The organism is Streptomyces xinghaiensis S187 (assembly GCF_000220705.2).
Lineage (GTDB): Bacteria > Actinomycetota > Actinomycetes > Streptomycetales > Streptomycetaceae > Streptomyces > Streptomyces xinghaiensis.
The window spans coordinates 1,685,932-1,710,160 of record NZ_CP023202.1; the positions used below are offsets into that span (position 1 = coordinate 1,685,932).

General features: G+C 71.2%; 20 protein-coding genes. 5 read left to right on the forward strand and 15 right to left on the reverse strand.

The features are described from left to right. The first annotated feature begins 39 nt into the window (after positions 1-39). The 3 genes from SXIN_RS07115 (at position 40) to SXIN_RS07130 (ending at position 1,675) form a co-directional block, all read left to right on the forward strand. Positions 40-390, forward strand: coding sequence for a hypothetical protein (locus SXIN_RS07115; protein WP_157916260.1), 351 nt, complete (start codon positions 40-42; stop codon positions 388-390). A gap of 235 nt (positions 391-625) precedes the next feature. Next, complete coding sequence (locus SXIN_RS07125) at positions 626-910, forward strand: DUF7848 domain-containing protein (RefSeq protein ID WP_019711196.1); 285 nt, start codon at positions 626-628, stop codon at positions 908-910. Between the two features lie 12 nt (positions 911-922). Beyond that, positions 923-1,675 carry a DUF6879 family protein gene (locus tag SXIN_RS07130; RefSeq protein WP_019711197.1) on the forward strand — a complete coding sequence of 251 codons (753 nt, stop codon included), beginning with the start codon at positions 923-925 and terminating at the stop codon, positions 1,673-1,675. A gap of 282 nt (positions 1,676-1,957) precedes the next feature. Here SXIN_RS07130 and pglX read toward each other — a convergent pair whose 3' ends face one another. The 6 genes from pglX to SXIN_RS07160 form a co-directional block, all read right to left on the reverse strand. Continuing rightward, a complete protein-coding gene (gene pglX, locus SXIN_RS07135; RefSeq protein WP_019711198.1) occupies positions 1,958-5,578 on the reverse strand; it encodes a BREX-2 system adenine-specific DNA-methyltransferase PglX in 3,621 nt (1,206 codons plus the stop codon). Beyond that, positions 5,575-10,311: a BREX system serine/threonine kinase PglW gene (gene pglW, locus SXIN_RS07140; protein WP_019711199.1), complete on the reverse strand. Its 4,737-nt coding sequence runs from the start codon at positions 10,309-10,311 to the stop codon at positions 5,575-5,577. The genes pglX and pglW overlap by 4 nt, the downstream gene beginning before the upstream one ends. A gap of 173 nt (positions 10,312-10,484) precedes the next feature. After that, complete coding sequence (locus SXIN_RS31205; RefSeq protein ID WP_157916261.1) at positions 10,485-10,826, reverse strand: hypothetical protein; 342 nt, start codon at positions 10,824-10,826, stop codon at positions 10,485-10,487. A 239-nt stretch (positions 10,827-11,065) separates the two neighbouring features. Beyond that, positions 11,066-11,251: a DUF397 domain-containing protein gene (locus tag SXIN_RS07150; RefSeq protein ID WP_019711201.1), complete on the reverse strand. Its 186-nt coding sequence runs from the start codon at positions 11,249-11,251 to the stop codon at positions 11,066-11,068. Further along, a complete protein-coding gene (locus tag SXIN_RS07155; protein ID WP_039823687.1) occupies positions 11,238-12,104 on the reverse strand; it encodes a helix-turn-helix domain-containing protein in 867 nt (288 codons plus the stop codon). Before SXIN_RS07155 ends, SXIN_RS07150 begins: the two co-directional genes overlap by 14 nt. Positions 12,105-12,477: 373 nt before the next feature. Then, positions 12,478-12,768: an Atu4866 domain-containing protein gene (locus tag SXIN_RS07160; RefSeq protein WP_039821929.1), complete on the reverse strand. Its 291-nt coding sequence runs from the start codon at positions 12,766-12,768 to the stop codon at positions 12,478-12,480. Between the two features lie 353 nt (positions 12,769-13,121). Between SXIN_RS07160 and SXIN_RS07165 the strand changes: the two genes are divergently transcribed. Further along, positions 13,122-13,877: an Atu4866 domain-containing protein gene (locus tag SXIN_RS07165; RefSeq protein ID WP_019709659.1), complete on the forward strand. Its 756-nt coding sequence runs from the start codon at positions 13,122-13,124 to the stop codon at positions 13,875-13,877. Positions 13,878-14,007: 130 nt separating this feature from the next. Here the strand turns inward: SXIN_RS07165 and SXIN_RS07170 are convergent, their stop codons facing one another. Then, a complete protein-coding gene (locus SXIN_RS07170) occupies positions 14,008-14,709 on the reverse strand; it encodes an SDR family NAD(P)-dependent oxidoreductase (protein WP_019709660.1) in 702 nt (233 codons plus the stop codon). A gap of 103 nt (positions 14,710-14,812) precedes the next feature. Here SXIN_RS07170 and SXIN_RS07175 point away from each other — a divergent pair, with 103 nt between their 5' ends. After that, positions 14,813-15,658 (forward strand): helix-turn-helix domain-containing protein, encoded by an 846-nt coding sequence (locus SXIN_RS07175; RefSeq protein ID WP_019709661.1) that lies wholly within the window; start codon positions 14,813-14,815, stop codon positions 15,656-15,658. 202 nt (positions 15,659-15,860) lie between these two features. On the opposite strand, the gene SXIN_RS07180 is transcribed toward SXIN_RS07175, so the two are convergent. The 8 genes from SXIN_RS07180 to SXIN_RS07225 form a co-directional block, all read right to left on the reverse strand. Next, positions 15,861-16,718, reverse strand: a complete 858-nt coding sequence (locus tag SXIN_RS07180) for a helix-turn-helix transcriptional regulator (protein ID WP_019709662.1) — start codon at positions 16,716-16,718, stop codon at positions 15,861-15,863. Positions 16,719-16,824: 106 nt separating this feature from the next. Then, entirely contained in the window at positions 16,825-17,064 is a 240-nt protein-coding gene (locus tag SXIN_RS07185) for a response regulator transcription factor (RefSeq protein WP_019709663.1), read from the reverse strand. A 183-nt stretch (positions 17,065-17,247) separates the two neighbouring features. Then, positions 17,248-18,672 (reverse strand): non-reducing end alpha-L-arabinofuranosidase family hydrolase, encoded by a 1,425-nt coding sequence (locus SXIN_RS07190; RefSeq protein WP_019709664.1) that lies wholly within the window; start codon positions 18,670-18,672, stop codon positions 17,248-17,250. 847 nt (positions 18,673-19,519) lie between these two features. Continuing rightward, the gene (locus SXIN_RS07200) at positions 19,520-20,239 is read right to left on the reverse strand and encodes a glycoside hydrolase family 11 protein (protein WP_019709665.1); all 720 of its coding nucleotides are present in this window, start codon (positions 20,237-20,239) and stop codon (positions 19,520-19,522) included. Between the two features lie 269 nt (positions 20,240-20,508). Next, complete coding sequence (locus SXIN_RS07205; RefSeq protein WP_019709666.1) at positions 20,509-21,183, reverse strand: lytic polysaccharide monooxygenase; 675 nt, start codon at positions 21,181-21,183, stop codon at positions 20,509-20,511. A gap of 593 nt (positions 21,184-21,776) precedes the next feature. Further along, positions 21,777-22,226, reverse strand: a complete 450-nt coding sequence (locus SXIN_RS07210; RefSeq protein ID WP_019709667.1) for a PIN domain-containing protein — start codon at positions 22,224-22,226, stop codon at positions 21,777-21,779. Next, on the reverse strand, positions 22,223-22,483 hold the full coding sequence (locus tag SXIN_RS07215) for a ribbon-helix-helix domain-containing protein (protein ID WP_039821926.1): 261 nt from the start codon (positions 22,481-22,483) through the stop codon (positions 22,223-22,225). Before SXIN_RS07215 ends, SXIN_RS07210 begins: the two co-directional genes overlap by 4 nt. Before the next feature lie 397 nt (positions 22,484-22,880). Next, positions 22,881-24,227 (reverse strand): class I SAM-dependent RNA methyltransferase, encoded by a 1,347-nt coding sequence (locus tag SXIN_RS07225; protein WP_019709669.1) that lies wholly within the window; start codon positions 24,225-24,227, stop codon positions 22,881-22,883. Positions 24,228-24,229 lie beyond the last annotated feature (2 nt).

A 24,229-nucleotide genomic window follows, 5' to 3' on the forward strand; every position in this document is an offset into this window, starting at 1 on the left:
CGGTCCCGGGGCATGGCCGACGCTGCGAGGAGCGACGACATGAGGGATCTTATCGAGCGTGCACTCGAATGGGTGAGAGCGGTTCTTCTCGGGCCGCGCACCGCCGGCAGGCACAGCCGCGCCCATCTCGCCGAGAGGCGACCGCCCGCCGCTCAGGTGCAGCCGCAGGACTGGCGCCCCGACCCGTACGACGCCCGTTGGCGGCGCTGGGCGAGGAACGTCGAACGCTGCCGCCTGACCGGGCGACCGCTGCCGCACTTCCCCGGACCGTGGCAGCAGGAGCCCGCCGGCCCGGTGCCACCGCCGTCCGACCAGGAGGAGGACTCCGGCTCATTGGTCCGGCCCTACGTCACCGCGCACGCCCCAGCGGCACGGGGAGAGCAGCGGTGAGCGCCCGGGAAAGCCTGGAAGCGCCGGAAGTCGGGGCGCTCGCACGAGACGTCCGGGGGAACCGCGTGGGCGTCGTGGTGGATTGCATGGGCGGGCACGTGTGGCTCAGGCCCTGGAGGGGCGGACGGGAATGGACGGTGCCCGCTGGCGGAGTTGAGGCGCTTCCCGAGTCTGCCGACGACTTGAGCGCCCGAGTGGCCGAGGCGAACCGGCGAAGCCGGGAAAGGGGGATGCTGTGACGCGCTCCATCCTCCGGGCCGCCGAGTGGACGCTCGGGGTGGATGCCGACGAGGAAGCGGCGCAGGGCGTGTCCGCCGTGTGCCTGGCCTGCGGCGAGCAGTCGGTAGCATCCGCCGGTGACCGCCTGGCCGTCGAGATCTGGGCGCTCAAGCACACGGGCTTGCACCCCGGCCACCGGCGCTACAAGGCGACGGCGGAGACGCGCTGGCGGGTCACACCGGCTGAGAGCAACCCCTACCGCGAGCACGACGACCGGCACGACCGGGCGGACGAGACGTAAGGGAGAGCGTTCATGGTTCGACGGCTGCGCTTCACGGGCGCGGACGGCAAGGTCGACGGTTGTCCCGCCCTGCACACGGACGAGGGCACGGGCGAGATCATCGTTGAGGGCACGCCCGTCACCGACCCCGAAGACCTCGCACAGCTCCGGCACTTCGGAGCTGACCAGGCAGCGGTGGCCGTGCCGCGCGAACTGCTCGTGAACTGGGGACCCAAGGAGTTGGAGCGGATGCCGGAACGCGTGGGCCAGGCCGGCTTCCGCCGCCTGTTCGAGACCTTCGAGCACACCGCCTGGCGGCTGGAGACCCGGCGCGGCTATGCGTCGGACCGGCAGGACCCCGACTTCCGGGCATTCCTGGCCACCGGCTCGTCGCCCTGCGACCGCGACGAACCCTGGTTCATCACCATCAAGGCCCAGACGGATGCCGGCAAGACGGTCGGCCGGGTCCGCATCGCCGATGACCCGCCCACCGAGGGACAGCTGTTCCTGCTCGACTACGCCCGGCACAACGCCGCCTTCGGCGAGGACATCCGGTACCTGTGGCGCGAGGACGCCGTGCGGGCCGGCCTGCCCGCCGAGGACTTCTGGATCTTCGATTCACGGCTGGTCGCCCTGCTGCGCTTCGACGACGAGGACAATCTGCTCGACGTCGAGCTGATCACCGAACCGGCCGAGGTCGTGCGCTACGCCATCGTGCGCGACGCGGCGATGCACCACGCGATCCCGCGCGACCGGTTCGCCGCGCAGGTGGCCTCGACCGTATAGCGCGTGAACGGTGAGCACGGACCACAAGCAGGCACGGACGGCGCTGGGTGCGCGTAGCTACGCGCACTCCGTTTCCCGTGCCGTGGTGGTCCGGCTCACCGGTCGGCGGCTCGCGCAGCGGCTCGGCCGGCCGGGCTCCGATCAGCAAACCGGAGCACGGCCGGCAGACGGCCACCCACGAGAGCCTGGAGGGTCTGCGTGCGTGGGCCGACGCGACCGGGCAGCCGGGGTGTCCCCGGAACTCGGCATCGGCTTACGGGCACAACACCGAGTCCTGTGGGGCTACTTCTTCGTGGCGGCGCGGCGGCCACGGGTGGCGGCCGGGGGGCGCCAGGCGCGGAGGTCGTCGTCGGTGAGGCCGTGTTCGCTCTGCTTCTGCTGGCGGTAGGCGGCGAAGAAGTCCGCCGGGGAGCCGCTGTAGAGCATGTCGAACTCGTTGTGCCACTGGTACAGCCACGGCTGGAGTTCCAGCAGGCCGGCGAGGAACGGGGTGATCTCCTCGGTGGACAGCGGGGTGTTGGTGAAGTACGTGGCGAGGGCCTGCGCCTGCTCCTTGTGGTCCCAGCCGGCCCAGCCGTAGAGGTCCGGGGTGGCGGCGTTGGTCTGGGAGTAGGAGATGAACCGCTCCTTGGGCACGTCGAGCTTGCCGCGCGCCTTCCAGTAGGACGGGCGGAGGAAGTCGGCCGAGGTGTACTTCGGCGGCACGGGGATGGAGTCCCGGATCTTCCGCTTGGCCAGCTCGTCGGGTGCGGCGTCCTCCTTGCGCTGGAGGTCCCACACCTCTTCCCAGTCGGCGCGCTTTTTCAAGCCGGAGGGCTTGTAGCGAAGGGCTGAGAGGAACGGCACGTGCTCGCCGGTGATCAGCTCGGCGACGACCGCAGCCAGTTCCTTGCGGGGTGCGTAGAGCTTGGCGACGGAAGCGAAGTCCTCGTCGCGGGAGAGGGCGTCGGTGAGGCGGCCCAGGGTGAGGATGGCGGGCTGATCATTCTCGTCGAACCAGAACTCACGCTTCTCCATGCGGTCGAGCAGCCAGGAGCGGAGGGCCTTCTCCTGGAGGGCGTCCCAGCCTTCGGTGGCCCAGCGGCGCTTGTACTCGGGGCGCTCGACCATGTTGATGGCACGGTTCGACTCGATGGCATCGATGCGCTTCTGGACGATCTCGCGGTAAGGAGCGGGCCAGTGGGTAGGGATCTCCGTGATGGGCTTGGAGTTGTGCCGCTTGAACCACTCGTCGGACGCCTCCCCGACGGCCACCCGGCGGGCGAGCAGGATCTCAAAGGCCCGTTCCCCGAGCGCGAGTTCCGGAATGGTTAGGTCGTCGGGATTCTCGGAGACTCGCAGATCCTCGACGTGTAGGCCGTAGAGGGCGTAGACCTGCCAGTCCAGTTCCTCCTGCAACGCGATCATTCGCGCCCGCTTGGCCTCCCACCGGACCCGGGCCTCCCGCAGCACCCCGGCGGTGGGCACCGCCTCGGCTGCCACGGCCGCGGGGCTGGCGGCGGTGAGCTCCTGGGCGAATCCATCGAGGGCGGTGGCGAGGGCGGTGGGGTATTCAGCCGGGAGCGGGAACTCCTCCAACTTGGTACCGGTGAACTCGTAACGGTCAGACCATGGGTGGACGCTAACTCGCGCCCCTTCGCCCCCAACCGGGTCGCCGCCCTTCGGATAGCTCACCATGCGAAGCCAGAAGCCAGCCGTGGAGCTGTTGAGCAGCCCGAGCAGCCGCAGGTACTCCTCCTCGCTCGCCCCCTCCCGCAACTTGATCACCGGGGCAGACTGCTTGAACACCTTTCCGCCCCGATCCAGCACGAAATGATTATGTGTCGCAACAAATGCGAACGTGAGCAACAAGGAGGAATTTAGGCGATCCTCCTTGTAGAAGGCATAATTAGACCAAGGAATACCACGCTCTTCCTTGGTCTTGGCAAAGTAGAGCGTGTTTCGCAGAATTTTTCGCCCTGGCCAGAGTTCCTTCGACTCAAGCCGCCTTCGCTCATCAGTTTTAGCTCCGATCGGGTAGATAGCATCAGCCCCCGGAAGGCTGTCCCAATCCCGAATCTGATCCCCTTCCAAGAACGGCCGCTTGGGGGTGTTTCGACCGGCCAGCCAGACTGCAGCCGGTCGGGGGTACGCAAACAAATCGTCGTCTCCAGTGATGGCAGAGAATCCGCTTGACTCCGTCAGCGCGGAAAATCTCTTCACCGCAGCAGCATCCAATTGCTCAAGCATTTCTTGGCCGCCATCAGCCAGAACCCACGGCTGCTTGCCGAAGTACTTGGCTCGCGACAAGTCGTCCACAGAAACCCACTGGCTCACCGAACCAGGCTTGTCGATCTGCTCCACGATCGCTCGCCATACCAGACCCTCTTCGGCTTTCTTCGGCGCTGTGGGTTCGCCCTGCACGCTGCGGACGGTTCGGATAACCGGTGACCGCCTGTCGCCACCCCGCTGCCTGCCAACCAGAATGACCGTCGGGGTCCCGTGCCCGGGAATGTAGGCACCCGAGGTGTCGATGACCTCGGTCAACTCCACCGCGTGTCCGAAGTATCCCTCGATGAGCTTCTCCCCGAATTCGCGCTTCATGAACGAGTTCGCGGTGATCTGCCCCACCATGCCGTAGCCGCGCCCCTCGGCATCCCCGCGCTTGGCCAGCTCAAAGAACCGCTGGGCGAACGGCACGGACAACGCATATTTGCCCGCACACGCCGGATACAGGTCACGGTAGAGAGCGTTGAGGGTCTTGTCCTTGACCGTGATGTACGGAGGGTTCCCCACCACCACGTGATATCGGCCCGGCCGCAAGATGTCCGGGTACTCGTGCACATCCTCAGTGGCGTACTTGAACTCGGCCAACTCGTCTACGAAGTCCTCGTCAACCCCACCGAACAGGTGGCCCTGCTGGGAGCGGCGAGACTTGATCAGCGAATCGCCGACTGCCAGGTAGACCGGCCAGTCATACTGCGCCGCTTCCACCAGCGTCCGCACGCCACTTGCGGCCATCGCTGCGACCAACAGTCGGAACCGAGCAATGGCCACCGCGAACGGGTTGACGTCCACACCGTGCACCGATTTCAGTGCGGCCGACACCCGCTCGTGGACGTCCTTGCCCGGGTGGCCCTCAGCCCACAGCCGGACCAGTCGCCGGAACGCGCCCAGTACGAAGTGCCCCGACCCGCACGTGGGGTCGATCATCTTCAGGTCCTCGTAGCCGAACTCCCGGACCGCCGGGTTCATCGTGCGGTCGAGGATGAACTCCTCCACGAACTCCGGGGTCTGGAGCAGCGCGTACGTCTTCCGGGCCGCCTCGCTCAGGTCCTGGTACAGGTCGCCCAGGAAGCGGGTGTCCCAGCCCTCCGTGCCGTCGTCGTTCAGCGGGTCGGTGAAGTCGTGGATGAGGACGCCCGCCTCGTCGCGCCGGCGCCAGAAGTCGACCAGCTCACGCGCGCCGTCGTGTGAGAGCGGGATCTGGTAGAGCGGGTTGTGCCGCTTGTCGAAGAGGAGGCGGCCGGCCTGGCCCTGGCCCAGTTCGTCGAACGCCTTCTCCAGCCAGCCGCGGTACGTCGGGTCCTCGTCCGTCTCCACGTACGCGTCGTACCGGGACTCCGCCAGCTCGCGCCGGTCGCCGTCCGGGCCGGTCAGGTACGGCTCCGGGATCAGGCGGTTGTCCTCACAGAAGCGGACGAAGACCGTGCCCAGTACCCATGCCACCCCGACCTGCGTGACCCGCTCGTCCAGCCAGGCGTTCCACGTCGCCGCCGTGCGTCCGAGTTTGCGCGCCTGGTCGTACTCCGAGCGCAGCCGCGCCCCGACCTCGTCCAGCGTCCGCACCTGTCGCCCGAGGTCCGCCTCGACCGCCTTGACCTGCTGCTTCAGGTCGTCCAACAGAGCCTTGCGGTCGATCACTTCGCGTCTCCCTCGACACCACTTGTCACGCTCTCGCCGGACCCCCGGTGGGCGTTGTCCACCCACGTGTCCGGAAGCTGAATCCACTCCCCCAGGCCGGCCTGGTACGGCACGGCCACCTGCCCGAGTCTCGGCTCGCGCAGGGGGTCGGCCTGCGGGACCAGGAGCCACAGGCCCCGCCCGCCCTGCCGGGCCGCCGACGCCAAACGGTCCAGGACGCCCATCGCGTCGTACCGGGCGAACACCCCGGCCTCCGTCAGCAGGACGGGGCCCGTCGCACCACCACGCCCGGCGGCACGGCCACCGTCCGCACGGCCACCGCCACCGTCAGCACGGCCGCCGCCCAGCAGTTCCGCGATCCGGGGCTCCACCGACCCCCACGCCGTCCGCGCGTACTCCGCGAACCGGACCGCGCCCTTCGAGCCCGGCTCGGCGGCGTCCGCCTTGAGCAGGGTCTCCCAGGTGGGCTTGGTGCCCGGCGTGACCTGCCCCCGCAGGGCCTCCAGGAACAGCTCGGTCACCGACACGGCCCGCGCGCCCAGCCGTTCGGCGCCCAGTTCCCGTACCGCGTCCCGCACGTGCTGCTGCCGTACGGTCAGCACCCGGTAGCCGTCCCGGCGGGCCGAGGCGAGGAGCCGTTCCTCCGCCCGCACCGCGCCCGCGAGTTGCGGGTCGTCCGCGTACCGCGTCGCCGTGCCCGCGCGCGTGGACTGCCGAGCGGCGCCCGTCGTGAGGTAGCTGGAGGCGTCGTCCACCCGCGTCGGGAGGTAGCGCAGCGTGCCCTCGCGCTCGTGCGTCTTGAGCGAGAGTTCGAAGCCCGCGTCGCGCAGGGCCTTGGTGAGCGGGCCGCCAGCCGGTAGGTCGTGCGTCCAGCCGCCGCGCCCGTCCGGGGCGACCAGTTCGGGAAAGCGGGCGCGAACCCGCTCGTGCACGTCCTTGACCGCGAGGCCGGGCTGCAGGCCCTCGGGCTGCCCCGGGATCCAGCGGACGAGTCCGGCCTGGGTCAGCCGCAGGGCGCGGACGAGGGACAGGTCGCGCGGGTAGATCTCCAGGCGCGGGGTGGCGGCGGCGTTCAGGGAGGCGGCGGCGGCCAGTTCGACCATGCGCCGCTCGTCCCAGTCGACCGTGCCGGGCGGCACGGCCACCGCGCCCAGTTCGGCGAGCACGGTCGCGGCCGTCGGCAGGGTGTCCAGCTTGGCGAGCCGGTCGGCGGCACGGCCGAGCTTGCCCGCGTAGTCCAGCAGGCCGGGCGCGGTCGGGGTGTCCGGCGCGTCGTCCTCGCGCACGTCCAGGGCCAGCAGACCCGCGCCCAGCGACTCCTCGGTGGCCTTGCGGTTGGCCTGGTGCTGGAACTCCGCCTCGTCGGGGGCGAGTTGCTCGGCCTCGACCACGGCGCGGACCGCCGCCAGCGCCAGCGCGCGCCGCTGCTCGCGCTCGGAGAGCCGGCTGCCGCGCCGCACCGCGAGGGCGTCCGCTATCTCGACGGCGGAGGCAACGCGCCCCATGCCCGCGAGCAGGCCGAGGATCTCGGCACGCAGCGCGGCGACGGCCGGGTCGGCCTTCCAGCGCTTGCGCTCCTCCTTGAGCATCTGCGGGATGCGCCCGGCGCTGAGCCCCAGCGCCTCGGCGACGTCCTTCTGCTTCGGCCAGACCCCGATGTCCGGCAGGGCGCCGTGCTCGTCGGGCAGGCGCAGCAGCAGCCGCACCATCTCGGCCTTGTTGCGGTTGGAGCCGTTGTTGTTGACGACCGGCACGAAGATCGTGGCGAGGAGGTCCAGGCTGGCGGAGCGCAGGGCGCGGTCCGGGAGGCCGCCGGCGGCGTCGGTCGTCGCCAGGGGGCCGACGAGGGCGGACTCGGCGGCGGTGAGCTGCTCCAGCTCCTCCTTCGCCTCCGCCCGGCCCTCGGGCGTGAGCGGTGAGACGGGTGCGCCGCGCAGCCGCTCGCCCCACTCCCGCTGCCGCCGCTGCACCTCGTTGCGGGTCTTGGCGCCCAGGCCGGGGGCGTTGACGAGCTTGCGGCGGCTGTAGTCGAGGAGTTCGCCGACGGTGCTGATGCCCAGGCCGTAGAGGAAGGACTGGGCCGCCGGCGTGAGACCGGAGACGGTCAGCGGGGTGTCGTGGGTGGCCTCGTCGGCGAGGCGGTCGCGCTGCTGCTCCGTGGTCTCCGGCTCGGTGCCCGGGAGGACGCCCAGGGGGGCCGCCCCGGCGGTGCCGGGAGCCGTTCCGGTGCCGGCCGTGGCCGGGTGGCGGGTGCGGTGGCTGGAGGGGACGGTCTGCGAGGCGTCGAGGAAGATCTTGCGCCAGGCGTCCCGCATCGGCTTGAGCTCGGGATACCGCTTGCTCACGTCGCGGTGCAGGGCCTTCTGGAAGAAGGCGACCAGCCCGTCGCGCACGGCCGGGTCGAAGGCCTCGGCCGCGATGGTCGGGTAGGGCCACTCCTCCGGGTCGGTCATCCGGGGCGGCACGCTGCCGTCGCCCCACCTGGGCAGCTCGCGGGAGGCCATCTGGTGCAGGGTGACGGCCACGGCGTACCGCTCGGCGTGGGAGTCGTAGCTGCCGCGCGTGATGACGTCGACGAACGGGTCGAGGTAGCCGTCGGTGCCCGCGTCGGTGCTCTTCGCCGGGTATCCGGCGAGCGAGAAGTCGATGAGGACCAGTTCGCGGGTGCGGTTGGGGCGGATGCGGATGGCGATGTTGTCCGGCTTGATGTCGCGGTGCCAGACGCCCTCGCCCTCCAGGAAGTCGACGGCGCCGAAGAGGTAGTCGCCGTACGCCTCCAACTGGTCGACGGGGAGCCGGCCGTCGTCGCGGAGCTGACGGGCGACGGTCTCCTCGCGGCGGCGGGGCGCCTTCCGCTCGCCGGGCTCCCCGGCGTCGTCGCGCTCGTCGCCCACGTACTCCAGGGCGAGGACGGTGCGGCCCGCGATGCGCAGCGGCTCCGGTTCGACGAGGCGGATGATGCCGGAGTGGGGGCGCAGTCGGCCCATCACCTCGGCCTCGCGGGCGAGGATGTCGGCCCGGCTGTCGGACAGGGCCACCTTCAGTACGGCCAGCGGGCGGGTCCTGCGTGTCTCGGCCTCGCGGTCGCGGACGAGGAAGGCGCGGCTGGTGGAGCCGGTGCCCAGCCGGCGGCGGACCTCCCAGCGGCCGTCGAGGACATCGCCGGGGACGGCCTCCAGCGGGTCCTTCTCCGGTGCGGCGGCGGCCTCGGGCGCCGTGTCGGGCGCGGTCTCGGAGGCGGGGGCGGTGAGGGAGTCCTCGACAACCTCCAGCATCTCCAGGAAGTCGTCGACGCCGGCCAGGCGCCGGCCCGGGGTGTAGGCCGTGGCCGCCTGCACCAGCTCGTCGATGTCCTCCGACAGGCCGTCCACCAGGGAGCTGGGCCGTAGCCCCTCGCCCGCTTCCAGGCGGGCGCGCAGCTCGGCCTGGCTGGCGGCCGGGGCCCGGTCGGTGACCAGCAGATAGGTGAGGACGCCGAGGCCGTAGACGTCCAGGGACACCGGGTCGGGGCGGAGCGCGGTCAACTCCGGCGCGAGGTAGGGGTCCTCGTCGTCGGCCAGGTTCATCGCGGAGAGGGTGGTCGGCGCCAGGCGCGTGGCGCCCCCCTGGGAGGAGTCCCCGCTGCGCTGGGTGGCGATCTGCCAGTCGGAGATCTGCAGCCGCGGGCTGAGCCAGGCCGCCTCCTCGCCGGCCGCCGTCCCCGGACCGCCGCCCGGGCCGGGCAGGACGTGGACGGAGCGGGCGGCCAGGGCCCGGTGGTGGATGCGCCGGGCGTGCGCGGACCGCATGGTCTCGGCGAGCTGCCGGACGAGCGCCATCCGGCCGAGGATGTCCAGCTTCCCGCCGTACTGGACCAGGTACTCGTCCAGCTTCATCGTCCGCCGGTCGTAGTCGAAGACCAGCGCGGGGCCCGCCGGGTGCCCGGTCGGGAAGTACTGCCGGTAGGGGACGACGCCCGGGTGCCGGAAACGCTGGAGGACGGCCGCCTCGCGGCGGGCGGCGTTCTCCACGGACTGCCGCAGCGAGGAGTCCGAGCCGCGCTCGCTCAGGTACACGCGGACCCGGGCGCGCTCGGGCAGGTCGCTGTGGCGCGCCTCGTAGTCGGCCCAGGTCTGGCCGGAGTCGAAGGGGCGGCGCTCCAGCTCGTACGGGCCGACCTTGTACTCGGCGTCGCTGCGGCGGATGCCGATCTTCTCCAGCGCGGCCTTGATCTGGCGGGAGTCGCCCGGGGAGATCCGGCCGCGCTCGTCGCGCGAGGGCCGCTGGAGCAGCTCGATCAGCTCGGCGACCGTGTAGACGCCGTTCTGGTCGTGTGCGGGCAGCCGTACGCGCAGCGAGTCGTCGGTGAAGCAGACGGCCTCGCCGACCCAGATCCGCCTGCCCAGCACCCCGGCCTGGACGAGCAGCCCGGACAGCTCCTTGGCCTTCCGGTTGACCAGGTGCAGGGGGTTGGAGTGGGTACGGCGCCGGCCGTTGGGCGTGGTCTGCACCCAGGTGCCGCTGACGGAGGTGACCGAGCCGTGCCAGTCCTTCAACTCGATCATGTAGACGCCACCGGGGGCGGCGACGAGCAGATCGACCTCGCGGACGTGCCCGGTGCTCGCGGTGAAGGTGAAGTTCGACCAGGCCCGCCACGGTTCGGCATCCGGCAGCTTCTCCCGGATCGCCTCCAGGCCGCGGCGCTCGTGTTCGAACTCGGACTCGGTGACCGTGGTCCACCGGCCTTCCCGCATGCGCTGTCCTCGCTCGTCGTTTCCGCTTCCCGGGCGGATCCTAACGGGTCGGTCCGACATGGGTGGAGGGATCACGGATCACACCTATGAGACGTTCGCCCTGGCTGGGAGGCGAGGAGAGGCGGCGGGCCCGGGCGAGGGTGCCGGGCCGGGGCGGGGATGCTCGGCCGGAGTCAGCGGCGGCGTCCGAGGGTGGGCAGCCCGCCCGAGACGGTCCGCACACTGCTGCCGCGTTCCGTGATGTCGCGGAGTTCCTCCCGGAACGCCTCGGCCTCGCGGTCGTCGCCGTACGGGAACGCGTCGTCCCTCGGCGGGCGTGGGGCGGGGTTCGACTGCTTCCCGCCCTGCCGGGTCTTCGACTTGGGGATCCGCCGGACCATGACCGGCTGCGGCTGCTCCTGCCGACGCCTCCCGCCGGACCCGCTCCGCTTCCCGCCCTGCTTTTTCTTCCGGGAGGGACAGGCGCATCCCATGCCGATCAGCAGCTCACACCGCTTGCATCTGGTTCCGCTCATCAAGTCCCACCCCCGAGAGGCCCCTTGAGGCCGACTTAACGCCGACCGCCACCAGCCTACGCAGGCACCTGTGAACTTCAAGTCCTTTGACTCAGTTTTCAGACGAGATTGCCGTCGAGGGCTCTCACCGACTGGGCTGCCGACAGCGACGGGAGTGGAGCCCCTGTCGAGGCCGTCCCGACATGCCTGTGCGGCGGGACCGAGGCCGGTCCCGCCGCACAGACGGTGAGTGCTGAGGATCAGTTGGCAGTGTGGCCGAGGAAGTCCGCCCAGGCGGCCGGGGATACGGACAGCGGCTGCCGCCGAACATCCTTGGAGTCGCGGACGAAGACGGCCTCGGAGGATATGGCCACCTCGACGCAGTTGTCGCCCTCGCTACCGCTGTAACTGCTCTTGAACCAGCCCTGTTCGTCAGTGGTGCTCATACGCTCCTCGCATCTGTTCCAACAGGCTCACAGTGGCTCTGCAATCATGAGCCTGCGAGCGCAGGCTGCAATAGCGCTGGAGCAAAACACTGACGTCCTTGGGGGCCGTGAGCAGGTTGCTCGCCCTCTGTCCTTCGGTGTAACCGACCCACCGGTGGTCCGGAGTCTCTGCCAGGTACATGTGCCCGTCGACTCCGCAGTGGTCCTCCTGGCGGAGCGGCATGATTTGGATTTCGACGTTGCGCCGCCTGCTCACGGCCAACAGATGATCGATGACCGCCAGTGTCACTTGATCACCGCCCACGTTCCGTTCCAGTACGGCCTGTTCGATGACGAAGCTGAACGCGGTACCCGGCTTCTGCTCGATGATCCGCTGCCGGTCGAGCCGAGCGGCGACCTCTCGCTCAAGCCGCTCTTCGGTGACGGGCGGCAGGCGGCGCTCGAAGATGGCCCGGATGTAGGGCTCCGGCTGCAACAGCCCGGGAATCGCGCGGCACTCGTACGCGTACAGCGACAGCGCCTCCCCCTCGATACCCGCCCACTGCCGGAACCACGACGCCAGCCCGGCCCGGCGGGTCAGGCTGCGGTGGGCCGCCGCCAGGATGCGGGAGGCGACATGGCCCAAGGGCTCCTCCACGCGGCCGGGCAGTTCCCTCGGCGGGAACCGCTTGCCCTGCTCGATCTTGGCGATGTAGGGCGCCGAGTACCGCACCAGCGGGGCGAATTCCTCCTGCGTCAGCCCCGCCTCCTCGCGCAGCACCTTCAGCACCGCACCGAACGTCTTCAGACTGTCCGGCAACTCCGCCGCCCCGTCACCGCAGTTCCGGGCACCGTCACCGTTCTCCGCCGCCATGGCCACCGCCTCCCCCTCCGCACCGCCTCCTGGACCTGCCTCCCTGGCCAACGGCACAGACCCGACACCGTCACGCCCGCCACCGACCCAATCCGCGCCGCCAACCCACCCAGCCCGATCTGTACCAGCGAGAGGGCCGTAAAGGCGGACGGCACCGAGCGGTTCAGGGCTCCGAACCAGCCCGGGATCGCCAGGTGCGTGAGACGGTCCGCCGCGGTGAAGGCGATCAGGACGGAGGGGAGCGCAATGGCAGCTGTGCTGGTTGCCTACGCCGCCGTCCGGCGGCGGGCGGCGGGCGGCGGGCGGCGGGCGTTCGCGGGTCCGGTGCCGGCGGCTCAGGCCGTCCGCAGCCTGAGCCCGGTCCCGGTCCGGGTCACGGCCGGGTTCCCTCCCGGGCGCGCGGGTCGTTCTCGCGGTAGAGCACGAGGTGCTCATGGGAGAGGACGCCGTCGCGGACGTCGCCGGTGGCGGTGAAGCCGGTGTCGTCGACGTAGTCGAGGTGGCTGCCGGTGACGGTGTAGCGGCCGGTGTAGGCGCTCCGGCGGTTGCCGCGGGCCTCGTCGTACCGGCCGTTCGGCAGCAGTTCCTGGCGGATGTAGCCGTCCGCGGTCACCCACATCCCGACGTACGGGTGCGGATCGCGGGGCGTGTCGTTGCTGGTCATGGGTCCACCCTCGGCCCTGCGGCGGGACGCTGCCAGGCCGCCGTCCCCCCGGGTGAGCGCTTCCCGGGTGCCGCGCACCCACCCTCCGCGGGGCCGTGGCCGCCCTCCCGTCCCCGAGCGGTTGTCCTGGGCCGCTTCCCGATCACCACCGCACCGGGCGGTGCTCCGTGGGTGCGGTGGACCCGGTGACAGAGCGGCCTGGTTCCGGTGGCGGAGCGCACCGAAGCTGAGGAGGCGGAAGCCGCCCGGCACCATCCACCGCCGAGCCCGGCTCGTAGCAGCGCCCCGTGCGCCCCGCACACACCGCACACACCGCACCCACAGATCCGAACCCGCCCGAGGAGCAAGACAAGATGAGCATCACCCACACGGACATCGCGGGCTGGAACTCCAAGGCCCTCGACGAGATCCTCTCGGACGGCACAGGGCGTCCCGTCCTGTTCACAGGCGCCCGCATCCTGACGATGGACCCGCTGATCGGGACCATGACCGGTGCCGACATCCTGTTCGTCGGCTCCCTGATCGTCGCGGTCGGCCCGTCCCTGTTCACCGCGGCGGAGGACGACAACGCCATCGTCGTCGACTCCGCCGGCATGACCATCGTCCCCGCCGTCGTGGACACCGTCGCGCTGGCCGGCGGCCGGGGCCGGCGCTCGGAGCACGTCGCCACGCTGACCCCGGGCAACACCAGCGACCTGCTGGTGGTGCCCGACGAGTTCGCCGCCGATGTACCGGGGGCCCTGGCCACGCTGGCGTCCCGGCCGGAGCAGGTCCGCGCCCTGATCGCGGCCGGCCGGCCCGTGCTGTGGGCCGGCAGCGACGCCCCCGGCCGGGCCACCGCCCCCGAACTGGGTATCCCCGCCTCACCGGACCTGACCGGCAGCCCGCGGGTCGGCGTCTGGATCGACCAGGACGACTTCCTGCACCAGGAACTCACCGCCGACGGCCGGTACGACGAGACCCGCGGCGGCCGGCCGCACGCCTACCAGGGCCGGTACTGGATCGACGGCGACCGGATCGACTACCTGGACGACCTCGGCTTCTGGGCCGTGGGGTACTTCCGCGGTGACGAACTGCACCACGTCGGCTACATCATGCACCGGGGCTGACGCCCCGCGCGGCCCCGGAGGCGTGTGCCGGGGCCGCACTCCGCGACTGAGCGTGCCGCACCCAGGGGAGCAGCGGCGCGCTCGGTCGCGGCGGACGGGCGGAGGCCGGCCGCTCCGGAACGCGGTGCGGCTACCAGGGAACGGGGCCGTTGGCGCCGACGAAGGCGGGGCCCGGGGTGCCGGGCCCCGCCGTGACGGCGGCGACGATCGCCGCGGCGCCCTCCTCGACGCTCTGCGTGCCCTGGTGGCCGTTGAGGTCGGTCGCGGTGAACCCCGGGTCGACCGAGACCACGCGGACCTGCGGGAACGACTGCGCGTAGACGGCGGTCAGCATGTTCAGCGCGGCCTTGGAGGAGTTGTAGGCCAGCAGCGGCGCCCACGCGGGGAGCAGTTCGGCGTGGGCGGCGGGGTCGGCGTTGATCGTCAGGGAGCCCAGTGCGCTGGACACGTTCACGAGCGCGGGCCGGGCCGCCTGCTGGAGCAGGGGCAGGAAGGCGCGGGTGGTGCGCACAGCGCCGAAGACGTTGGTGTCGAACACCTGCCGCAGGTCGGTGGCGGTCAGCTCGCCGGCCGGGGCGGCCGGCCCGGCGATGCCCGCGTTGTTGACCAGGACGTCCACCCGGCCTGCCTCGGCGCGCACCTGGTCGGCGGCCGCGGCGACGGAGGCGTCGTCGGTGATGTCGATCAGCAGCGGGCGGGCCCCGAGGGCCTTGGCCGCCTGCTCGCCGCGGTGGGCGTCGCGGGCTCCGGCGTAGACGGTGTGACCCGCCTCGACGAGGCGGCGGGCGGTTTCCTGTCCGAGGCCCTTGTTGGCCCCGGTGATGGTTGTCATGCGGTTCAGCCTGCGGGCGACCGGACGGGACAGGGAGAGCCCTCCTCGGCGGGGGGTCCGCCAGTACCAGGCTGTTCGGCGGGGAACGGCGGACAATGGAGGGGTGAACGACGATCCCGCGGCCCTCGGCCGGGCCCTGCGCCACTGGCGCGACCGCACCAGCCCCGAAGACCTGGGGCTCCCCCTCGGCGGGGTGCGCCGGGCCCCCGGGCTGCGCCGCGAGGAGCTCGCCCAGCTCGCCGGTCTCTCCGTGGACTACGTCGTCCGCCTGGAGCGGGGCCGGGCCACCTCGCCCTCACCGCAGGTGCTGGCCTCCCTCGCCCGCGCCCTGCGCCTGACCGAAACCGAACGCGACCATCTGTACCTGCTGGCCGGCCAGGCCCCGCCCACCACCGGCCAGATCTCCCCGCACCTGCCGCCCAGCGTCCAGCGCCTCCTCGACCAGCTCGACGGCAGCCCGCTCAGCGTCCACGACGCCGCCTGGAACCTCGTCTCCTGGAACCCCCTGTGGGCCGCCCTCATGGGCGACCCCTCCCCCTGGCGCGGCAGGGACCGCAACATCGCCTGGCGGCACTTCACCCACCGGCCCACCCGCGTGACCCACACCCCCGCCCAGGAGGACCGCTTCGAGACCGCCCTCGTCTCCGACCTGCGCTCCTCCGCCGCCCGCTACCCCAAGGACGCGCGGCTCACCGCGCTGATCAAGGACCTGCGCGGCGCCGCCGCCCGCTTCGACGATCTCTGGCACTCCCACGCGGTGGGCTTCCACACCACCGACAGCAAGACCGTGCACCACCCCGACCTCGGGCCGGTCACCGTCGACTGCGACACCCTCACCGTCCCCGGCGCCGATCTGCGCATCGCCGTCTGCTCCCCGCCCGCGGGCACCGCCGCGGCCGGCCAGTTCGCCCTGCTCAACGCCCTCGGGACCCGGGCGGTTCTCAGCTGAGAGCTCCGCGGTCCGCGCGGGAGCCCGGCCGTACGCACGACACTCACGACGAAGCAGGGGTACCGCGCGCTTCCGCCGCGCGCGGTACCCCCGGGAGACGTCCGTCCGGTTCAGGCGAGTGTGGCCGACAGCGTGATCGCCGTGCCCGACAGGGCTTTGCTCACCGGGCGGTCGGCCTATACCGGCGGCCGGGAGCGGACTCTCAGGTGGCCCGCTTCAGCTGGTCGTCCCGGGGTGCGGGGTGGCCGGTCGCCGCCAGCGAGCCGAGCAGGCGGAGTGCTTCCGCGGTCCGGGTGCCCTCCTGGGCGTGGTAGACGATCAGCTGCTGCCCCGGAGCGGAGCGCACGTCGAAGGTCTGCATGCGCAGAGCGAGTTCGCCGACCTCGGGATGCAGCAGGACCTTCGCGGCGTCGCTCTTGCCCCGTGCGTCGCGCCGCTGCCAGAGGTCGGCGAACTCGCGGCTGCTCTCCGAGGCCGTCCGCAGGACTTCCTGGATCCGAGGGTCGTTCGGCCGGGCGCCCTCCAGGAAGCGGAATCCCGCGACCGCGTTGGCCGCCGCCTTCTCCCAGTGCGCGTGGAACGAGCGGACCGACGGGTCCAGGAACATCGTGAGCAGCACGTTCGCGCCGGGCGGGAGATGGGGGAAGACGGCCCGCCCCAGCGTGTTGGCGGCGAGGACGTCGTACGCGCGGCCCAGGAGCAGGGCCGGTGTGCGGTCCCACAGGTCGGCCAGCGCCAGCAGCTGGGGGTCCGCTCGCTCGATGCCGCCCTGGTGGCGCGGGAGCGGGGTCATGCCCGCGATCCGGTACAGGTGCAGCCGGGCGTCGTCGTCCAGCAGCAGCGCGTCGCCCAGGGCGTCCAGGACCTGCGGCGACGGGTGCCGCTCGCGGCCCTGTTCCAGTCGCAGGTAGTAGTCGACGCTGATGCGGGCCAGCATCGCGACTTCCTCACGGCGCAGGCCGGGGACGCGCCGCCGTCCGTCCTGGGGAAGACCGACGTCGGGCGGCGTCACCCGCGCGCGCCGGCTCCGCAGGTACTCGCCCAGTTTCGAGGTGGTCATGCCGCTCAGGTTAGGCTCCGGCGCGGCCGGGAGCCTGGTCCCAGTACCCCCAGGACGGCGGCCACCGCGGGTGACGACGCGGTCCTCCGCCGTGTCGCACCGGCGGTCAGGGCAGGAGTTGCTGCTCCATGGCGAAGACGGCCACCCCGGCCCGGGTCCGCCGCCCGGTCTTGTCGTAGATGTGCCCGAGGTGATGGCCCACGGTGCGGCTCGAAATGGACAGCTCCGCACCTATCTGACGGCTGGTCGGCCCGCGGGCGGCCAGCCGCAGTACCTCGATCTCCCGCGCCGTGAGCCCGGCCGGACGGCGGTGCGGGGACGGCCGTCCGCCCGCCGCCCGCAGCACGAGGTCGCAGGCGGCGCGGTCCGGGGCGCCGGAGTCCGCCTCCCGCGCTCGCCGTGTCGGCCCACCGTGTCGTCAGGTCCTACCGGGGCGCACACGCCGATCGGCCGGGTGAGAGGAGCCCCAGCCGCCGCACGGCTGGGGCTCCTCGAAGGCGGTGAGCGCCGGTCAGCGGGACCGGGAAGGTCAGCCCTGCAGGGTGAGGACACCCGGCCGCCACGGCAGCCGGTTGTACTCGCCGCCCGCGTTGGGGTCCTTGCCCTGGTAGAGGAACTGCAGGTTGCAGGCGTCGACGGTCATGGTCTGGTCGGGGTTGCTGCGGACCAGGTCACCGTGGCTGATGTCGTTGGTCCAGTTGGCACCGCTGTTGGCCCTGCCCGCGAAGGGGTTGCTCTCACTGGCGGCCTGCGGGGTCCACGAACCGTTCAGGCTGTTGGACGTGAAGGAGCGGAAGTAGCGCCCGTTCGCGCCCATCGCCTCGACGATCATGAGGTACTGGTTCTGTCCCTGGACCTTGTAGACCTGTACGCCCTCGAACAGGTTGGCCTTCGTGTCGCTCATGATCGTCGTGTACGACGAGCCGAAGTTGCCCGGGAAGTTCCCGAGCGGCATGCTCGCCCGGTAGATCTTGCCGTTGTCACCGGCGAAGAACAGGTACATGTTCTGGTCGTCGGCGATCAGGGTCTGGTCGATCGGGCCGGTGTCCGAGCCGGAGATGCTCCCGGTGAACAGCGGCTGCGGAGAGGACCAGCCGTTGGGGTTGGTGGGGTCGCTCGACGTGCGGTAGATGAAGGGCCACTGGCCCCACTGGTACGCCAGCACCCAGATGTTCTTGGGCGCGAAGTAGAACAGCGTGGGCGCCACCGCGGCCTGGTTCATCGCGTTCTGGCCGGCCGATGCCATGCCGGACCAGTTGCTGAAGGGGCTGAACGCCATCGAACCGTACGACGATCCCGAGTAGTTCGTCCCGTAGACCAGGTACTGGCCGTTGTGCTTCACGGCGGTGAAGTCCTTCAGCGAGGCCCATCCGTGCGCCGGCTGCGCCAGCGCGCCCGTCGACGTCCACCGGTACGACGACGGAAGAGCACACGCGCCGTCCGTCGGCGTCCCGGCCAGGCCGGTCCACTTCTGGCTGCTGCCGCCGTTGCACGTCCCGATCTGCACCGCCGTGCCGTTGGCCGTGCCGGCGCCCGCCGCCTCCAGGCACAGCCCGGACTCCACGCCGACGACCGTGCCGTCGGACTTCACCTGCCACTGCTGGTTGGCACCGCCGTTGCAGGTCCAGATCTGCACCCGGGTACCGGGCGTGGTGGCGTGGTCCGGGACGTCCAGGCACTTGGTGCCGTACACGGTCAGCTCGTTGCCGTCCGTCAGCGTCCACTGCTGGTTGGTCCCGTCCCAGCAGTCGTAGAGCTGCAGGGACGTGCCGTCGGTCTGGCCGGCGTCCACCACATCGAGACACCGGTTCGAGCCGGCAGCACGTAAGGCGCCGCTGGTGGCCGCCTGGGCCGAGGGGGCGACGAGCAGCGCCGCCAGCGTGGCCAGGGCCGCCGCGACCGCGGCGGCGAGCGCCGCGGACGGATGCCTGCGGCTGAAACTTCCTCTGTGCATGGGGGGTTTCCCAACCTTGAGGGGGCGGTTCCGGCTGGCCTCGTCACAGGCTGTCCGGACTGTCGGTGCAATGCACTGCCGTGCGGTGTGCGGCGGTCCGCGAGCGTCACGGTGGCCCGGCCGGGCGAGCGAGCCGACATCGATGTCCGCGGAGTCCTGCCCGATCGCCGGGTTCGCGTACCCCCGCGTACTCCCCGGCGGTGACGCGGGCCTGCCCCCGGGCGGGAGCGGCCGCGCCCGTGAGGCTCCCGTCAGCGGGAGGACCGCGCCGGCGACGAGGCCGGTGGCGGTCCCCGGCGCGCGACGAAGGGGATGCTGATGAGGCCATGACATGCACACATGCGGCAGGTCCCTTGCGGCTCGGCGATCGGTGGGGGGCGACCCGGAGATGCCCTGCTGTGCGATGGAGCGACTCGGCATGTCCGAGATATCGAACGATGGTCGAAGTATCGAGCAACCTGAATGATAGGGAACCGTTGAACGACGTCAATACCTCTCGCAGGCGTTACTACCGACCCCGGAACACGCCGCGAGGCCTCTGCGTCAAAACGCGCACGTCACGCCGCGAAATGGCTGGGACGGTGGCGCCGAGCCGACCGGAGCACGGACACGGGCGACGCCGGTCTCCTCACGGCCGGCTCGCCGGCAGACGGGAAACCAGGCCGACAGGCGTCCGGCGATGCCCGGTCCATCGATGTCGCCCTGCGCGACTTCCCCGGCGAACGGGCCGGCGACGGAGGCGGAGGGCGGTGGGCGGATGGCGGAGCGGTATCACGAAGCGAGCCGGGCGACCACCCGGGCCACCGAGTGAGCAGAGCCCCGGCGTCCGCCTTCCGCCCGTGGGAGTTCACCCGACCCAGATGTCGGCGTGCCCGCTGCTCTGGTAGCCCTCGGTCGCGACGATCATGAAGTCGGTGAAGCTGCCCAAGGTCATCCCGGCGCGTGACCAAGCGTCGAAGTGGGTGCCGGTGGTGATGGTGCCGCCGTTGCTCCACTTCCCCTGGTTGACGCTCCAGAACTGCTGGATGATCTGGTCGCCCACGCCCTCGGACGGCAGAGGGATACGCACCGTCCGGTAGATGTCGTAGGTCTTGCCGTCGCCGGCGACGACGCCCCTGTGATCGGAGAAGTCGGGACGGTACGAGCCATAGCCGTCCATGATGTAGTACTCGACGAGCGGGTCGGTGGTCCACCCGTAGACGGACAGGTAACCGCTGCCGGAGGGGGCGAAGTCGCCCGCCCACCGCACGGTTCTGCGCCCCCCGGTGGCCCAGCCCTTGCCGGCCACGAAGTTCCCGCAGTCGTTCCAGAGGACGGTGTAATGGCCGGCGTCGCCGAGCGCCATGGAGACCGTTCCGGCGCCATCCGTCCAGAAATCGTAGTAGTAGCCGCCCTGCATGCCGCTCCGCGGTGTGGTGATGATCTCGGCGGCTTGAGCGGTGCCGGACGGCAGCAGCGAGCCGGCGCCGGCGGCGAGGGTCAGACCACCCGCGCGGGCCAGGAAGTCCCTGCGGTTGAATCCGGGTGGGCGAGGCGTGTTCCGTGAAGGGGTTTCGTCCCTGGGCATGAGGTCTCCGGGAGCTGTCGGACGGCCGGGGAAGGCCGGGGCGGCGTGGGTGCGCCCGGCGGCGCCATGCGCCGGTGGGCCGACGGAAGCCTCCCCGGCCGCTGAGCGCCGGAGCCGTACGACGAGACGGCGGGGAGCCGGCCATCGTGCGACTGCCGCGCGATCGGGTGTGTTCTCACCGGGAGCGCGGGGAGCCCCCGCCGGGGCAGGGCGACCACATGGGTTCCCCGCCCCGGCGGAGGCCGGTGCCGTGTGCGGCGCTCTCCGGCTCAGCCGAAGTTCACGTCACTGCACCACATGTAGGCCTGGTCGAGGTGCGAGGCCTGCCAGATGATGAACACGATGTGGTGTCCGCTGTAGCCGGAGGTGTTGACGTTGAAGCTGATGTCCTGCGCCGGGGCGTAGCGGCCGGTCTGCGTGATGAAGTCGAGGTTGCCCCAGCCCAGGGTCTGGGTCTTGGGGTTGAAGCCCTGCTTGCTCACGTAGACCTTGAAGTAGTCGGCACCGTGGGACGCCTGGTCGCGCAGCTGGACCGTGAAGTTGCTGCTGACGTTGGTCGTCTTCCAGTCCCCGGGCTTGTCCAGGCTGGCGTTCCTCGAGAGGTTGTTGCTGCAGAGCGCCCCGCTGGGGGTCCGCGACTCGAACTGGCCACCGAGGCCGTCGCGGAGCGCGCTCATCCAGTTCCACATGGTGTCGGGGTTGGCCTGGAACGCCTGGTAACACATGGGGTCTTCGGCCTGCATGGCCGGGCTCGTGTGGTTGCTGCCCCACCGCTCCCAGCACTGGTACGCGCGGGTGGCGGGGTTGACGATGGTGCCGTGCGCCTGGGCGGGGGCTGACCAGGCCAGGGCGCCGACAGCCACGGCGAACAGCATGATGAGCGCCTGGAGAGGCCGGCGGATGGCAGACCGGGTACGCCCGGTTGAGGGGCTCTGATTGCGCATGTGGGGGAACTCCTTCGAGTTGCGAAGCGCCATGGGAGCGCTCCCAAGGTACGACTTCTGAGTGAAATGTCAATGAAACAAACGCAGTTGATTACAGGGGTGGGCGGCGAGCAGGCCATCTGCCGAGAGCCGGGAGTGAGCGCCCTTCCCGAAACCGGAAGGCGAGGGAGCGGCCCGGACCGGCGTGGGGGGCGCGATGCCGGGGGGATGGCACACCCAGCGGCGACGACTCGCCTCACCACGGGCACAGGGCTCCGCCCGAGCCGGCCGACGGCCCCGGCCCCGGCCCCGGATGTTGAGGCTCCATCAGAATGCGCATCGGACGAGCGTCAGGACTGCTGTACGCCGTCCTCCATGCCACGGGCCGGGCACGCAGAGAACCAGCGGGTCAGAGACCCTTTGCGGCGGGCTCCAGCACCGCCAGCCACGCACTCCACGTGGTGCGTCACGGGAAAGGTGTCGGCCGGAATCAAGCCCGGGAAACTGCAGGCCAGAGAGGTTTTCCTGCCCTCCCGGGAGTCCAGGGGCGCTGCGAGCGTCAAACGAGCGTCATGGCCCACGGGATCAACGACACGGCCGGGCGGCCTCCGGTGTCAGACCGGGAGGTCGTCGGGCAGGACCCGGAACGCCTTGTATCGGCCCAGTGGACGCACAGCCCGGAAATCACGACGGTCAAGCGTGAGTACGGCGTCGGTGTCGTACTCGGCGGCGAGGGCGACGTTCACCGCATCCGCGAGGTCCAGGTCCAGGTCCAGGTCGCGATACCGGGCACGCACCGACTGGGCTACATCCAGATGGTCTTCCGTGATCTCGGGCAGGGCGATACGGCCTCGACGCATCCAACGCCGGATGTCGTCGACCGCGCTGAGCGCCGCTTCACGGCCGAGCTCGCGCGTGGCGACGTGGTCGATCTCCGCGAGCAGCAGTGGGGACATCACCAGGAGTCCCGCGGCCATGATCGCCTCGTTCGACGCGTGATGCTCGGGATGGGCGGAGTCGAGCGCCGCGAGGAGCCCAGAAGTGTCCGCGATGACGATGATCACGTGGCGGTCCCGGACTCCGTCTCGCGGCTCACGGCGTCGGCGACGGTGTCACGCACCTCACTCTTGCCGGGAGTACGACCTGCCCCCTGGAAAGAGCGGGAGAAGAGAGGCTCGTCCCAGACACGGTTGGCCATGGCCGCGAGATGGATGCCCTGACGGATGATCTCGGCCTCGCTGACGCCGCGCCGCTTCGCGGCCTCCTTGATGATTGCGAGATCTTCCGGATCGGCGTAGACGTTGGTTCGCTTCATGGACATGTACCATGCATAGCACATGTACCACGGCGGTGCACAACCTCCACAGTCGCGCGCTCCATGAACGACGCGACCAGCACGGACGACGGAAGCGGAGCAACTACCTCCGCTCGTAGGCAACCGGTGCTCCTGCCATGCCAGACCTCGGCAATGCGTAACAGTGCCCGGTCTCACGGCCGCCGACCTGCACCCGTTCCTCGAGCCGCGTCGTGGCCAGGCGGATCACCGGGTCGCCACGGCGGCGGCGCAGTTCGAGCATCAGTCCGGGAAAGAAGTCGCGGGGCCAGGCGATTCCGGTCAACCGGCCCGAGTTGTGGCCGAGTTCGGCGACGACATCGCGCGTCGCCTCTGCTTCGTCCGACTCCTCGACGGTGCCCCGCCGGCCCGGTGAAACCGCGGGTCAGGAGCCCTTCGCGGCCGGTTCGAGGACGGCGACGCACTCCACGTGGTGCGTCATCGGGAAGAGGTCGAACGCCCGCAGCTTGCGGGGCTTGTAGCCGCCCTCGCGGAAGTACGCCAGGTCGCGCGCGAGGGCCGCCGGGTCGCAGGCGACGTAGACGACGCGGCGGGCGCCCAGGGCGGCGATCCGGGCGACCGTCTGCCGGCCCGCGCCCGCGCGCGGCGGGTCGAGGACGATCAGGTCGGCCTCGGTGATGCCCGTTTTCGGCAGCACCTGCTCGACCTTGCCCTGTTCGATGCGGACGCGGTCCAGGTCGGCGAGGTTGTGCCGGGCGTCCTCCACCGCGCGCTTGCCGGACTCGATGCCGAGCACCGCGCCGGCCTCGCCCACCCGCTCCGCGATGGCGCCCGCGAACAGGCCGACGCCGCAGTACAGATCGAGGGCCATCTCGCCCTTGCGCGGCATCAGGCCCTGCATCACGGCCTCCACCAGCAGGTCCGCCGCCTTGGGGTGGACCTGCCAGAAGCCGCCCGAGCCGACCCGCCAGGTGCGCCCGGCCGCCCGCTCGCGGACGAAAGGACGGCCGTGCACCCGGTGCACGCCGCCGTCCCTCTCCTCCACCCGCAGCACCGAGACGGGGCGGTCGAGTTCGACGATCGGCAGCCGGCCGCCGGGCCGGGGGGTGAGGATGACCTGCCGGTCGTTCGAGCCGGTGGCCGCGATCGCCTCGACCCCCGCGATCTGCGGCCACTCCCGCTTCTCCACGCCGAGCTCGCTGACGCCCGGCGCCGCGATCAGGCAGTGGTCGACCGGCTGCACCTCGTGCGAGCGGTGCTTGCGCAGCCCCGCCTGCCCGTCCTCGTCCACCGCGTACTGCACCCGGGTGCGCCAGGCCGGCACCTCGCCCTTGGCCACCTTGTCGCCGGGAGCGGGCTCGACGGTCCCGTCCCAGCCCGCCTCCTGCGGCGTCAGCCCGGCCAGCCGGGAGAGCTGCTCGGCGACCACGGCGCCCTTGAGCCGCCGCTGGGCGCCCGGCGCCACGTGCTGCCAGTCGCAGCCGCCGCACTTGCCGGGCCCGGAGAACGGGCAGGGCGCGGGGATCCGGTCGGGCGAGGCCTCCAGGACCTCCACCGCGTCGGCCCGCAGAAAGCGGGAGCTCTCGTCGCCCTCGGTGACCCGGGCGGTCACCCGCTCACCGGGCAGCGTGTGCCGGACGAACAGCACCCGGCCGCCCGGTGTGCGGGCGATGCAGTGCCCCCCGTGCGCGACGGGCCCGACCTCGACCTCGTACTCCTCGCCGACGAGCGAGGGGGCTTCGGAGGCGGAGGGGGTGGATGGTGTCGTCACAG

Excerpts from the sequence above, each read along its gene's own strand:
- SXIN_RS07115 (WP_157916260.1), top strand. The coding sequence starts at position 40 with ATGAGGGATCTTATCGAGCGTGCACTCGAATGGGTGAGAGCGGTTCTT.
- SXIN_RS07130 (WP_019711197.1), top strand. The coding sequence starts at position 923 with ATGGTTCGACGGCTGCGCTTCACGGGCGCGGACGGCAAGGTCGACGGT.
- pglW (WP_019711199.1), bottom strand. The coding sequence starts at position 10,311 with ATGCGGGAAGGCCGGTGGACCACGGTCACCGAGTCCGAGTTCGAACAC.
- SXIN_RS31205 (WP_157916261.1), bottom strand. The coding sequence starts at position 10,826 with ATGAGCGGAACCAGATGCAAGCGGTGTGAGCTGCTGATCGGCATGGGA.
- SXIN_RS07150 (WP_019711201.1), bottom strand. The coding sequence starts at position 11,251 with ATGAGCACCACTGACGAACAGGGCTGGTTCAAGAGCAGTTACAGCGGT.
- SXIN_RS07155 (WP_039823687.1), bottom strand. The coding sequence starts at position 12,104 with ATGGCGGCGGAGAACGGTGACGGTGCCCGGAACTGCGGTGACGGGGCG.
- SXIN_RS07160 (WP_039821929.1), bottom strand. The coding sequence starts at position 12,768 with ATGACCAGCAACGACACGCCCCGCGATCCGCACCCGTACGTCGGGATG.
- SXIN_RS07165 (WP_019709659.1), top strand. The coding sequence starts at position 13,122 with ATGAGCATCACCCACACGGACATCGCGGGCTGGAACTCCAAGGCCCTC.
- SXIN_RS07170 (WP_019709660.1), bottom strand. The coding sequence starts at position 14,709 with ATGACAACCATCACCGGGGCCAACAAGGGCCTCGGACAGGAAACCGCC.
- SXIN_RS07180 (WP_019709662.1), bottom strand. The coding sequence starts at position 16,718 with ATGACCACCTCGAAACTGGGCGAGTACCTGCGGAGCCGGCGCGCGCGG.
- SXIN_RS07190 (WP_019709664.1), bottom strand. The coding sequence starts at position 18,672 with ATGCACAGAGGAAGTTTCAGCCGCAGGCATCCGTCCGCGGCGCTCGCC.
- SXIN_RS07200 (WP_019709665.1), bottom strand. The coding sequence starts at position 20,239 with ATGCCCAGGGACGAAACCCCTTCACGGAACACGCCTCGCCCACCCGGA.
- SXIN_RS07205 (WP_019709666.1), bottom strand. The coding sequence starts at position 21,183 with ATGCGCAATCAGAGCCCCTCAACCGGGCGTACCCGGTCTGCCATCCGC.
- SXIN_RS07215 (WP_039821926.1), bottom strand. The coding sequence starts at position 22,483 with ATGTCCATGAAGCGAACCAACGTCTACGCCGATCCGGAAGATCTCGCA.